Source organism: Polyangium sorediatum, from assembly GCF_029946465.1.
Lineage (GTDB): Bacteria > Myxococcota_A > Polyangia > Polyangiales > Polyangiaceae > Polyangium > Polyangium fumosum.
In genome coordinates this window covers 179571-192682 of sequence record NZ_JARZHI010000005.1, presented here as the reverse complement: position 1 = coordinate 192682, position 13112 = coordinate 179571, and the positions used below count along the sequence as shown (strand labels likewise).

7 protein-coding genes are annotated in these 13112 nt (G+C 69.0%); 2 read left to right on the top strand and 5 right to left on the bottom strand.

Annotated features, from left to right (window positions below; all coding sequences use genetic code 11):
- Nucleotides 1-53 precede the first annotated feature (53 nt).
- The 3 genes from QHF89_RS08640 to QHF89_RS08630 all read right to left on the bottom strand — a co-directional run bounded on the left by QHF89_RS08640 (nucleotide 54) and on the right by QHF89_RS08630 (nucleotide 3631).
- Nucleotides 54-1817, bottom strand: coding sequence for an NHL repeat-containing protein (locus QHF89_RS08640; protein ID WP_136967631.1), 1764 nt, complete (start codon nucleotides 1815-1817; stop codon nucleotides 54-56).
- A 277-nt stretch (nucleotides 1818-2094) separates the two neighbouring features.
- Nucleotides 2095-2475: a hypothetical protein gene (locus QHF89_RS08635; RefSeq protein ID WP_284720248.1), complete on the bottom strand. Its 381-nt coding sequence runs from the start codon at nucleotides 2473-2475 to the stop codon at nucleotides 2095-2097.
- Between the two features lie 151 nt (nucleotides 2476-2626).
- Nucleotides 2627-3631 (bottom strand): hypothetical protein, encoded by a 1005-nt coding sequence (locus tag QHF89_RS08630; protein WP_136967630.1) that lies wholly within the window; start codon nucleotides 3629-3631, stop codon nucleotides 2627-2629.
- Nucleotides 3632-4614: 983 nt separating this feature from the next.
- On the opposite strand from QHF89_RS08630, the gene QHF89_RS08625 reads away from it, so the two are divergent.
- Nucleotides 4615-7422, top strand: coding sequence for an nSTAND1 domain-containing NTPase (locus tag QHF89_RS08625; protein ID WP_136967629.1), 2808 nt, complete (start codon nucleotides 4615-4617; stop codon nucleotides 7420-7422).
- A gap of 25 nt (nucleotides 7423-7447) precedes the next feature.
- Here the strand turns inward: QHF89_RS08625 and QHF89_RS08620 are convergent, their stop codons facing one another.
- Together QHF89_RS08620 and QHF89_RS08615 are read right to left on the bottom strand one after the other, a co-directional pair.
- Nucleotides 7448-8758 (bottom strand): PEGA domain-containing protein, encoded by a 1311-nt coding sequence (locus QHF89_RS08620; RefSeq protein WP_136967628.1) that lies wholly within the window; start codon nucleotides 8756-8758, stop codon nucleotides 7448-7450.
- On the bottom strand, nucleotides 8755-10155 hold the full coding sequence (locus tag QHF89_RS08615; protein WP_136967627.1) for a sigma 54-interacting transcriptional regulator: 1401 nt from the start codon (nucleotides 10153-10155) through the stop codon (nucleotides 8755-8757). Before QHF89_RS08615 ends, QHF89_RS08620 begins: the two co-directional genes overlap by 4 nt.
- A gap of 423 nt (nucleotides 10156-10578) precedes the next feature.
- On the opposite strand from QHF89_RS08615, the gene QHF89_RS08610 reads away from it, so the two are divergent.
- Entirely contained in the window at nucleotides 10579-12699 is a 2121-nt protein-coding gene (locus QHF89_RS08610; RefSeq protein ID WP_136967626.1) for an RICIN domain-containing protein, read from the top strand.
- Nucleotides 12700-13112 lie beyond the last annotated feature (413 nt).

Sequence of the window (13112 nt, the reverse complement as noted above, 5' to 3'; positions counted from 1 at the left end):
GGAGCGCGAGCACAAATGCGGGGGCGTGTGCACGGCTCGCCGCGCGGAGGTCCTCAGGGCGATAGGCGCCCGACAAAGACATCAAGGCCGCCCGCGCTGGTCAGGGGTCCTGTGCCGAGGTTGATGCCGCCGACGAAGCCCCCGGTCATGAAGATATGGTCCGCGGCATCCCTCGCGAGGGGAGCCCCATATTGACCACTCGCGTCGCCGAACCGCGCGCTGGAGAGGTGTGCTCCCGCAGGGCTCAGTGTGGCGACAAAGATGTCGTTTCCCCCTGCGCTGGTCAGCACGCCGCCGCCAAAATCGATCGATCCCTGGAACGTCCCTGAGACGACGGTGTTGCCTGCGCTGTCGACCATGACCTTGTTGCCGTAGCCGCTTTGATTCCCGAAGCCCTTGCTCGAAATGTGCGCGAAGCTCGGATCGAGCTTCGTGACGAAGATCCTGGGCGAGATTCCGCCGACCAAGGCGCCGCCGCCGAAATCGACCATGTCGCGGTAGAATCCTGTCGTCACGACATGACCGGCAGCATCGGTCGCGAGATCGAAGAGCCCGTCGTTCCCGGTGCCGCCGAACCGCTTGCTCGCGAGATGCGCTCCATCCGGGCTGAGCCTCGCCACGAAGATGTCGTCCCCTCCGGCGCTCGCCAGGGCGCCTCCACCAAAATCCGGAGCGCCTTTCATGTGCCCCCCGACGATGACGTCACCGCTCGGAGAGAACGCGACAGCGAACCCCATTTGATCGTCCCCGTCACCGAAGCGCGAGCTGAAGAGGTGCTGGCCCGTGGAGCTCAGCTTGGCGACGAAGACGTCCCAGCCGGCCCCCTGCGACGAAAGAGGGCCTCCTCCAAAGTCAATTTTGCCCGCAAAGTACCCCGTAACGACGACGTTCCCCGCGCCGTCCACGGCAATGTCCGAGCCCTGGCTGTATTGGCCAGCCGCGCTCCCGAAGAGCTTGCCGAAGAGAGGCGCTCCGCCTGGATCAAGCTTGGCCACGAACACGTTCAGCGTGCCTTCGCAGCTCATGGCCCCGGCGCCGAGATCGATCGTGCCGTTACACGAGCCGATAAGCCAAATGTTGCCGGCAGCGTCCACGGCGATGTCGCCGACACCTTGATTGTGCATTCCGCCAATGCGCTTGCTCCAGATGTGCTCCCCGTCGGGGCTGAACTTCGCGACGAAAATGTCGTCGCCGCCGGCGCTGGAGAGCGGCCCTCCCCCCATATCGAGGGCGCCTGCAAATGTCCCTGCCAAAAGGACGTGCCCTGTCCCGTCGATTGCAATTCCTTGACCCGATTGGTCGGCCCCATCGCCGAAGCGTTTGCTCCACGGCCCCGTTCCTATGGGGCACATCGAGCTGCCATTGCAGTCTTCGTCTTCGGGCGTCTGGCAGTCTTCCATCGTGGGCTGGACCTCGCCGAAGCAATCGCCGTACCCCATGCCATCTGCGTTGCACGTCTTCGTGCCCGCCTTACAGACGCCCACGCCGTTCGTCGACGCGGGACCGCCATAACACGTCTGCGTAGATCCGGGCACACACACGCCGCCTTCGCCGCCTGCGCCGCCCACGCCGCCCACGCCGCCCACGCCGCCCACGCCGCCGATGCCGCCCGCACCGCCCGCACCGCCGATGCCGCCTGCGCCGCCGATGCCGCCTGCGCCGCCCCCCCCGGTCGCGCCTGTCCCCGCGCTCGAGGCGCTTCCGCCGCTGCCCTGCGAGGAGGAGGCGCCTTGGGGCGTTGGGTCGCCCCCGCCACAAGCCGCAAAGCTGCCGCAAAGCGCCGCGGCGAAGATGGCTTGGATGAATACGGATTGCATGAAAAGTGCCTGACGGCGCTGGGGCGGAAGCATCTATCGACCTCATCAGACGCCGCGGGAGCCGCGTGACGCGGCGACAAAGCGTCCTCGCGAACGATACAGGATCCGACCGCTGCCCGCACGCATGAAAGCAATGGCTTGCGCCCAGGTTCCTCGGCGCTTCCGAGTCTTTTACGGGTTCCACCCTCGTGAGGGCACGCGACGATCGGAGGCGCTTCGCGTCGCGTGGTCGACGCTTGTGCTATCACGCTCGACGAGACCCCAGCGACATGCTCAATCACGACCGTCGTGCTGCACGCACGGCGGCGGAGCTGGGTTTCGGCGCGTGCTTGCCCCGGACATTTGGGGCGCCGTCGCGGAATGTCGACCCGCCCTCGCGGAACAGCGCCCCGCCCTCGCGGGACGTCGACTCGCCGTCGCGGAACGCCACCCCGCCCTCGCGGAACGCCACCCCGCCCTCGCGGAACGCCACCCCGCCCTCGCGGGACGCCACCCCGCCCTCGCGGGACGCCACCCCGCCCTCGCGGGACGCCACCCCGCCCTCGCGGAACGCCACCCCGCCCTCGCGGGACGTCGACTCGCCCTCGCGGAACGCCACCCCGCCCTCGCGGGACGTCGACTCGCCGTCGCGGAACGCCGACCCGTCATCGTGGAACACCTGGCCGCCTTTGCGGAAGACAGTCCTGGCCTTCCAGAAAACGCTCCCGCCCTCGCGGGAGGCCACGCGCGCCCGCAGGGCGCTCAGGCCGGTGCAAATGCGCGCATCTTCGCGCGGTTGCTCTCCGTCCACGAATCGCTGGACGGGCTCCTCAATCGACGCGGACGCGCAGGGGCATGGAGTGCGTCACGACATCCCAGCCGTCGGCGTCGACGCCGTCGATGACGACCAGAAACAGATCGTGCTCCCCCTTCGGCAGACCGTCCGCGTTCAGGCGCAGGCGGATGGCGCCGTTCCAGCTCTCCCAGTCCTGCACCTCGCGCAGCGTGGCGCTCTGGAGGTCCACGCTGTCGCGTAGCTCGACGCGCCTCCAGCCCGTCTCGGCCGTGTTGCCGACGAGGACGCGGCTGTCGTCCGAAGAGAGCTCGCGCACGTCCGGCTTCGGGAGCGGATTGTCCACGCCGTCCTCGATCTGGCCGAAATTGCCGAAGTAGTTCTGCTCGACGAAATGACGCAGCCGCAGGTTCGGATCGGCATAGATGCGCTCGGCTTGCTTGTTCTGGCTGATCAGCGTCTTGCCGTTCTTGTGGACGCGCGTGATTAGCTTGCCGTCCTCCTGCCCTTGCGTGCCGGTGAAGACCATCATCTCCAGGAGCGCCCAGTCCCCATTGCTGTCGGCGGCCTCTCCGCCGTAATAGGTGGACTTGTCCATCGCCGATCGGTTGACGTAGGTGATCACGCCCCCGCCACCGGCAAACCAGCTATGCATCTTGATCTCGCAGTCGCCGTCGACCACCGAGTTTTCCCAGTTCACCCGCTCGTGCTTCCACTGGTAACTCTTCGGGTACGGCGCCCCGTCGAGCAGCATCACGTTGCGCACGTAGTGGGCCTTGTAGAAATACCGGTGCTCCTGGATGGCGAAGCCCGGATCGAAGCGTCGGGTGGCGTTGTAATGGCTGCTGTCCTGGGGCGTGAACAGCACCTTGCCCCGCTTCGCGTCGATCTCCACCGTGGTGGGGCCGCCCAGGTCATTGAACGACCAGCCGTCGCCGCTCATCATGGTCTGGCCCGGCGACAACGACTCGATCTTCCCGTCGGCGCCGCCGAGGAAGGTCTTCGTGACATCATTGCTGCCGAAGTCGCCCTCGATGTCCACCCTGTCGCCATGGCGATACACCAACGGAGCGGCGCCACCCTGCCCACCTCCGCCGCTCGAACTCGACGAGGAGGTCGTCGCGCCCCCGCCACCCTGGCTGCTCGAAGAGGTCGGATCGCCCCCGCCCCCGCCGCAGCTCGCCGTCGCGAGGGGCAGACCCGCGAGGAGCGCCCACGCGAATGCGGACGCGAATACCGACGGTGGAGAGCGGCGAGGGAGGCGGAAAGGAAGAGAGGGGACCTTCGTGGACATAGGCGCACCCGGTTCGCTTTTTTTCTACACGCGCCGGTGGCTCGAGCTTCGTTGCAAAGGTGCGGGAGCGGTTCGCACGGTTGAGAGAGGGTGTTCCACAGCCTGCGGTAGCTCGGAACCTCACCCCCTTCCCCCTCTCCGCGCGGCCTGAGCATGGGTCTCGTCGGGGGCGTGGGAGCCGGGGCGCTGCCCCGGGCCCCGCGGGGGCTCTTCGCCCCTCGACCCGAACCAGGGCCAGCCCTGGACCCTTTGGGAAAGAACTGCGCATCGCGCAGTTCTTTCCACAGGCCGTTGGGACCGCGTTGCCGGCTGAACCGTCAGCGCTGCCGTCTTGGCTGGCGGAGTCTTGACTCGGCCCGTTCGATGAACTGCGCGATGCGCAGTTCATCGACCCTCGGTCCAGCGCGGGCGCTGGTCCGGGTCCCGGGGCGGAGAGCCCCGGGTGGGGCCTGGGGCAACGCCCCAGCGAGGCGGCCCCGAGATGAGACCCATGCTCGTCTCTCCGACCCATCACGCTGGGTTGCCCCGAATGCGGCGCCAAGCTCAAGGTCGGCCCCGGCGATCGACGCATCGTGACGTGCGGCGATTGCGACACCGATGTCTTCCTGCCCGAAGAGGTATGCGAACGTTTCATCCGGTGAGGAGACGCGCGTCCTGGTTCGTTTGGTTCGAGAAGGAATGCGCCTCCAGCGCCTGCGGTCCCCCGCATCGAGATTGACGAGATAGCCTCGATGCGCCATGCATCGAGCGCGCTCCCGTCGAGACCCGTGGTCATGGCGCACCTCTCTCCCGCGATTCAGCACCTCCTCGCCCTTCCCGATGCCGAGCGCCGCCTCGGGCCCTTCTTGCTCGTCGAGCAGCTCGGGCGGGGTGGCTTCGCGCCGGTGTGGCTGGCGCGGGAGATCTACGGCGCGACCGAGCTACGCACGGCCGCGGTGAAGCTGTTCGCGCTCGGCACCCGCGCGGATGCGAGCGCCTCCGCGGCCGCGCTTCGCCAGCAGATCCTCGAGGAGGCACGCTCCCTCTGCCAGGTCGAGCACCCGAGCGTCGTGCGCTTCTATTCGCTGCCCATCGACGAAAAGCGCGGCGTCATGGGCCTCGCGATGGAGTACGTCGCAGGGTCGCCTCTCGCGCAGCGGATCGCGGCCGAAGGGCGCCTGCCGATGCCGGAGGTGATCGCCATCGGGATCGCGCTCGCCTCGGCCCTCGCCGCGGTCCACCGCGCCGGGCTGGTCCACCGCGACGTGAAGCCCGCGAACGTGATCGAAGCGGCGGGCGTCCACAAGCTCATCGATTTCGGGATCGCCGCGACCGATGAGCGGAGCGCGCCGCGGTCGCGATCAGGCGCGGGTCCCGCAGAGCTCTCCGGACTGCCGCTGGAGACCACGCGCCTTCCAGGCTCGGCAGAGGACGTCACCCGCCCGCTCGAGCTCGGCGATGGCGCGACCCTCGGCGCGCTCGAGCGGTACGGGACGCTCGGGTACATCGATCCGGTGGTCTTCGCGACCGGCGCCGGAGCGACGGCCGCGAGTGATCTGTACGCGCTCGGGGCGACGCTCTTCGAGTGCCTCACCGGGCGCCTCCCGGCACGATCACCGGATGGCCACGGCCTCTCGGACGTGGTGCTCGACGGCCGCCGCCCCGCGCCGCCCGTCGGCGAGCTCGCGCCCGAGATACCGGAGCCGCTCGCCCGCCTCGTCGACAACCTGCTCGCCCCGGAGCGGGCGACGCGGCCTCGCTCGGCCGAGCAGACCGCGATCGAGCTTTTGCGGATCCAGGCCGAGCTCGCCGGCCCTTCGCGCGCGCTGCCCCCGGAGGACATCGGCCCGTTCCGCGGCCTCGGGCGCTTCGGAGAGAAAGACCGCGACGTCTATTTCGGCCGATCGAGTGAGATCGCCGCGACGATCGAATCCGTGCGCACGCGCGGGCTCGTCGCGCTCGTGGGCCCCTCGGGCAGCGGGAAGAGCAGCCTTGCGCGGGCCGGGGTGCTGCCCCGGGTGGCCGAGGGCGCGCTCGGAGGCTGGCCGCGCGCATGGGACACCGTGATCACCGAGCCTGGCCACGATCCGCGCGCGGCGATCGCCGCCGCGCTCAGCAGTTTCGTGCCATGCGCAGGCGCGCTCACGCCCGAGGCGCTCTCGCGGGCGCTCGTCGCACGCGCGCGCGAGGCGGAGCGGGGCATCGTGCTCCTCGTCGATCAGCTCGACGAGCTCGTGACGCTCGCCGGAGACCCGAGCCGAGCGTGGGCGATCGAGCTCCTCGGCCAGCTCGCCGAGCCGGCGCTGCCCGGGGTGCGGGTGCTCGTCACCCTGCGGCGCGATTTGCTCGATCCGCTCCTCGCGCTCGCGGGGCTCGGCAAGGCGCTGATCCGCGGCTCGGTGCTGCTCGAGCCGATGACGGAGAGCGCCTGGGGAGCGGTGATCGATCAGGGGCTCGGAGCGTACGGCTACGCGCTCGAGGACGAGGCGCTCCGGGAGGAGATCCTCGCCGACGTCCGCCGGATGAGCAGCGCGATGCCGCTCGTGCAGTTCGCGCTCACGGAGCTCTGGGATCGGCGGGATCGGGAGGCGATGCGAATCACGCGGGTGGGGGTCGCGGCGATCGGCGGGGTCGCAGGCGCGCTCGAGCGGCACGCCGAGGCGACGCTCGCGGATCTCGGCGCGGAGGTTCGAGGGGCGGAGGCGGGCGCGCGGGCGCTTCTGCTCGCGCTGACGACGCCGCGGGGGACACGGGAGAACCGGAGTCGCCCCGAGCTCGAGCAGGCGGTGGGCCCGGGGGCGACGGAGGTGATCGCCGCCTTCGAGCAGGCGCGGCTCGTGGTCGCCAGCGCCGAAGGGCTGACGCTCGCGCACGAGGCGCTTCTCGTGCAGTGGGGGCGACTCCGGCGCTGGGTCGAGGAGGCGCGGGACGATCGGCTCCTCGCCGAGGAGCTCGAGCAGGACGCGACACGCTGGCGGGAGACCCCGGAGCTCGTTCCGCTGTGGAGCCGGCATCGCCTGGCCTTCGCGGAGGATGTGGTGCGGCGCGAGGCGGCGCGTCCCTCGGCGGACGCGCGGGCTTTCCTCGCTGCCGCGCGGCGGGCCGAACGACGATCACGGCTCGTGATCACGGGCGCGGCCCTCGCGGCGCTGGTGATGAGCGCGGGCGCGGGCGCGGCGTACGTGCACGCCGTCCGCGCCAAGGAAGCGGCGACGGAGCTGGCCCTTTCGGAGCAGACGAGGAGCCGGGAGCTGGCCGAACGGCAAACGCGGGATCTGCGGGCGGCTCAGGACCGGATCGACAAGCTTTTGGGCGAGCTCCGGGAGGCGCCGAGCCTGGCCAAACTGCGCGAGCTGGAGCAACGGATGGTGGAGGCCAAGGCGCTGGGGGAGCCACGCGAGAAGCCGATCGCGGCGGGGAGAACGAAGCCGGCCGCGAGCGCGGAGACGTCCTTCGCGGCGCCGGCGAGCAGCGCGCCGCCCAGCGCGGCGCCGGCGGCCACCGGGGCGGGGCAGGGGCTCACGGTGGAGACGGAGTGGGGCGCGGGCAAGAGCCGCTGATCGATCGAGGGCCGAGGCTCTCCGCTCAGAAGGTGTAGCGAGCCGAAACGCTCGGCAGCACCAGGAACAACACCGGGCCGGCCAGGGACTCGGACCTGAAGGTGAAAATGCCGTACCTCGGATCGGAGAACGCTCGATTTTCGGGCCACGCCGGGGGAGCGACGGCGAGCAGCATCATCGCCTCGACGCCCACCGCCAGCGAGAGGTGCTCCCCCACGCGCACGCCCACGCGTACCTCGGGATCGAGGTAGAGGAACCCGCCGAAGCTCGTCGCGCCGAACGGACCCGCGGCGTGGGTCTCCGCGTCGGTCCACGACCGGACGTCGCTCATCCGTCCGAGCATGGCCCCTGCGCCGAAGCGCAGATCGAGGAAAGGCTGCTTTCCGAGCCGTGTCCCCACCCAGATCCCCAGGAGCCCGCCGCTGAGCGTGAGGGTGTCGTCCACGGGCCCCACGGGAACGCTCGGGGGCGGATGGAGGGGGGTGCGTCGATCCGTGAGCGTTTTACGCCCAGCGAGGAACCCGGCGGAGATGCCAAGGTCCAGCGACGCCCCGATCGCGTAGCTGCCGCGTAGCACGCCGTACCCGCCGAGCGCGGGGGTGGCGTCGCAGCGCTTTGTGCAGGTCTCCATGATCTCGCCGCCGAACGAGGGCGAGATCATCATCGCCCCCGCGAGCTCGATGCCGAAGCGTCGCGCCGGAGGGGCAGCGCGCGGGGCCGGTCCGGGCGCCGGCGGGGGAGCCTCCGGCACGCGACGCTGCCTGGAAACCGTGATCCGCAAAGTCTCCCCCGCGACGACTTCGACGCGCGCCTCGAACGGCAAAAAGCCCTCCTGGAGGACGCGCACCAGGTGGCTGCCCGTCAGCACGCGGAACGGACGCGGAGCGGGGAAGATGCCCCGGTCGCGCCCATCGATCGTGATCTGCGCCCCTGGCTCGGCCCCCTCGACGGAGATCGCCCCGACCAACTTTGCCAGCTCCGCCGCCTCGCGCTCCGCCGCCTGCCTTTTTTCGGCCGGCAGATCCGGAAAATCGAGGAGCAGCGCCCCGACCTGATCCAGCGCCTCGTCGTAGCGCCCGAGCTTTCGCAGACAGATGGCGGCGTTGTTGATCGCCTGCGGGGTGGGGTAGAGCCGCGCCGAGGTCGAGAAGGCCACGAGCGCATCCGACCACGCGCCCTTCTGGAGCAGCTCGACGCCCTGCTCGAACCGGGCGCGGGCCTCGTCCTCCACCTCCTCCCCGGCGCGCGGGGGATCCGCGGCGGCGTACGCGCGGGCAGCAAATGTCGTGAGCGAGGCGGCGAGGAAAAACGCGGCCGATCTCCGACAGCGCCTCATGTCCGCTTCCGTGGACGCGGCAGCCCGTAGGCCTCGATCTTCGCGATCAGCGTCTGCCGCGAGATGCCGAGCCGCGCCGCCGCCTGCGTCTGGTTCCCCGCGCAGACCTCCAGCGCCGCGATGATTCGCTCTCGCTCGTCCGCTCGCGCCGCCGCGGGGCGCGACGGAGGAGCGGGCAGGCTCGACGGCGGCGCGGCATCGCTCCTGCTCGACGGCGGCGCCTTGACACCACTGGCTTGCAACCGGGAGGGCAGGTGCTCCGGCCGCAACGTCTCCCCCGCACAAAGGACCACCGCGCGCTCGATCGTGTTGCGCAGCTCCCGGATGTTCCCCGGCCACGCGTAGCGCTCGAGCTGCGCCAGCGCCTCGCCCGACAGCGCCGGCACCCGGGGTCGATCGAGCTGCGCGCACGCCCGCTCGACGAACGTCCGCGCCAGCGCCGCGATCTCCTCGGCGCGCTCGCGGAGCGGCGGGATCGTGAGCGTGATCCCGTTGAGCCGGAAGAAGAGATCCTGCCGAAACGCCCCGCGCTCCGCCTCGGCCTCCAGATCGCGGTTGGTGGCCGCGATGAAGCGCACGTCGACCGGGCGCGGGTTGCGACCGCCGACGCGGAGCACCTGCCGCTCCTCCAGGACCCGGAGGAGCTTCACCTGCATGGTCATGGGCAGCTCGCCCACTTCGTCCAGGAACACGGTACCGCCGTCGGCCGCCTCGAACAGCCCTGGCTGCGCCTGGAGCGCGCCGGTGAACGCGCCCTTCTCGTGACCAAAGAGCTCGCTCTCGAGGAGCGACTCCGAGAGCGCCGCGCAGTTGAGCCCCACGAACGGCTTTTTCGCGCGCGGGGAGCGCTGGTGGACGGCCCGGGTGAGCACCTCCTTCCCCACGCCCGTCTCCCCGAGGACGAGCACGCTGAGGTAGCTTCGGGCGGCGAGCGTGGCTTGCGCGTAGAGCGCGCGCATCGCGGGGTGGTGAACCACGACCCCGGGAGCGAGCCCGTCGCCCGCCGGGAGCAGCTCGTCCGGCGGGGCCGCGCGGCGAATCACCGTCATCACGGAGCCGAAGGTGAGGGTGTCGCCGGGGGTGACGTCCACCTTCCACGCGGCGATCTGGATCAGCCCCTGGGTCGAGCCGTCCTCCGGCGTCCTTCGTGAGTCGCGCAGACTGGTGCCGTTGGCGCTGCCGAGATCCTCGAGCGAAAGCCCGGGGTCGAGGTGGAGGACCGCGTGCCGGCGCGAGACGGAGGGATGCTCGATGCGAACGTCGTTGTCCTCGGCCCGACCGATGGTGACCCGGCCGCTCGGGGGCAATGGGTGGGCCAGAACGGCGTCGCCGGCGAAGATGACGAGCTCGAGCGCCTCTCCGCGCGGCGCCTTTCCTGCGCTCGGGTCTGCTTGCACAGCGCGATGCTACACCGACCGCGCCGCGTCCCACCTCGCGGCCGCCCTGGTCGATTCAAAAAGCAAGAGAACGACGCGCGGGCGTGAAGTAACACACGAAAACCCAAGGCCAGACGCTCGGGTTTACAATCTGCCGGGGAGGTCCCTTTACAAACTGTAAGGGACGACGACTTGTCAAGCTGCCGCGCCTCCCGCCGCCGGTCCACCTGCGCCTGGATACGGCCGGCCCGCTGCGGCGAGCGCGGGGATCCACCGTTGGCCCACGCCGTGCAATGGGCCTTCGCAGCACACGACGCCACGTCGCGAAGCGCGAAGCTTCGCCCCCGACGCGGCTCGAAGAGCGCCCTTCGCCAGCCACCGTCGCGGAGCGACGGTGGCGCGCTTGGTTCAACCCTCGGCTTACCCGCACACGAGACATCCACCATGAAGCTCTCTCCCTCGACAATCCTCGCCTCCTCGGCTCCCGCCAAGGCCTGCGCGCCTCTTGCGCTCGAAATGGCTCTCCCGCGCAGGGCGCGGCAAAGAATGCTGGGCAGCTTGGTGGCCCTCGCCAGCGCCTTCGTGCTGACGGGATGCGTGGTCGAGTCCGACCACGACCTCGGCGAAAACGAAGATATCGAGTCCACGGAACAGGAGCTAAACGCCCGCACGGGCACGAGCACAGTGTTCTCCGCCAAGCACAGCGGCATGTGCCTGGACGTCTGGAACGGGAGCACGGCGGAAGGCGCGCTGGTCAAGCAGGGGAACTGCAACGGCGGCACCAACCAGAAGCTCAAGCTCGTTCCGGCGGGCGACTCTTCTTACAACCTGATCTTCGAGCACAGCAACAAGTGCCTGGAGGTGCCCGACCTCAGCACCGCGGACGGCGCCCAGCTCCGGCAATGGACCTGCGTCGGCACGGACAACCAGAAGTTCCACATCGTGGACAACTACGACGGGTTCCACTGGCTCGTGGCCAAGCACAGCGGCAAGTGCGTGGACGTCGCCTACGCGAGCATGGGGAACGGCGCTGAGATCCAGCAATACTCCTGCCATAACGGCGGCCACCAGAAGTTCAAGCTGCAAGGCCGCACGTTCTACAACATCAAGCCCGTCAACAGCGGCCTCTGCTTCGACATCTCCGGGGCGAGCACGGCGATGGGCGCAAAGCTCATGCAGGGGAACTGTCACGGCGGGGACAACCAGCGCTTCGAGCTCGATCAGCAGGCGAACGGGTATTACCGCATCGTCAACAAGAACAGCGGCCTATGCCTCGACATCCCCTATGCGACCACCGCCAACGGAGCCGACGTGCAGCAATGGAACTGCGAGACCGGCGACAACCAGAAATTCGAGGCCGTCGCTCTCCCCAACGGCCGCTACGCCCTCAAGGCCAAGCATAGCGGTCTGTGTCTCGACGTCTGGCAGGCGAGCACCGCCAACGCGGCGCCCATCAAGCAGTCGACCTGTCACTACGGCACCAACCAGCAGTTCACGCTGGACCTGTTCGCGCCACCGGAGGGAACCCCCTCCACGTATCCGGTCAAGGAGCCTTACTTCGGCGGCGAGCTCGCGTATTCCAATCTCGCAACCCTCAAGCATGCCGTCGCCCACGATCCGACCGTCACCTACAACCTCGCCATGCTGGCGCACATGCTCGGCTTCGCCTGGGCCGGCGGGACGCAGGGCACCGCTGTCGGGCAGGGCTTCGACGTGAGCCCCTCCGGCGACGGCTACGTGCTTCAGGCTCGCTACAACCCGTCCGACCCCTACGCCAGCGGCTACAGGTCGAACGAGCGACTCAAGATCACGCTGTCGGACTTCGGGACCACCCTCGACCCTGCGACCTTCGTCTACGGGACGCCCGAAATCACGGGCACGGATGTCATCACCGGCGGCACCATGACCGTTGTCAATTCGTCCAGTGAAACGGCAACCCTCAGCAAGGCACTCGAATACTCGCTGGCGACGACGACCTCGCACGCAGCGGACGTCAGCTTCACCGAAAGCTTCTCTCTCGCAATCGAGAACGAGGCCAAGATCCCGTTCTTCGGCGAAAGCACCGTGACGACCGAATTCGGCTTCGAGTCGAGCCAGTCGTACAACGAGGCGACGTCCACTACCGAGACGGTGACGCAAACCGATTCGTACACGGGGCCGATCCCGCCGCATACCACGATGTTGATCTCCTTGAAGGTGAACAGGACCACGTCGCAGATCCGCTACACCGCGTACGCAGGCGTCACGTTCACTGTCTCGTTCACAGGCTTCCTGCGCACCAGCAACAACGCGCGCATCGACCACCCGACCGGGCGGCCGACCGTCACGGTGACGTTCGGTAACAAAGCTGCCGGTAAATCAGGGTTCGAGGACATCGTCGACCAGTACGACCACCGCCAGATTCCGGGCAGCTCCTCGTGGGACTGGGACTGGGCCGCGATCACCTACGGCGCCGCGATGCGCGATGTGATGCGCTTCAACCGGGGCAGCATCAGCACCACGACGAGCGGGAAGTTCACGCAGGTGAAGGGGATCAGCACCAACTTCACCGTCACTCCTCTCTGAAGCTTGGTGATCCGCGACGCGCTCGACGCCGCCGAGATGGCAGAGAAGGATGCTCCGCGTGGCGTTCCCAGGGCAACACAAGCTCGTCGAGTCGTTCTTCTTGCGACACGAACGTGGCGCCAAGAGGGGCAGAAGCGGGAGCGGCGACGCGGGCGACGAGGGCTGAACGCCGAAATGCCGCTTTTGTTGCTGGCAAATTCTGCCCCGAGATCGGGATCCCGTCTTCGAGCATGCTCGAACGATGCACAGGAGCCCTAAAGCCACGCATTCTGCCATCCCCAAACGACACACGAGACGCCCGGCCCGACATTCTGGGACGCCCAAACGTCGCGCCGGGCGTCGCGTGAGCCTTCGCGCACGTCCGAACGCCCCACCGGGGCGCCTGTGCATCGTTCGGACATTTCTAAACGTGG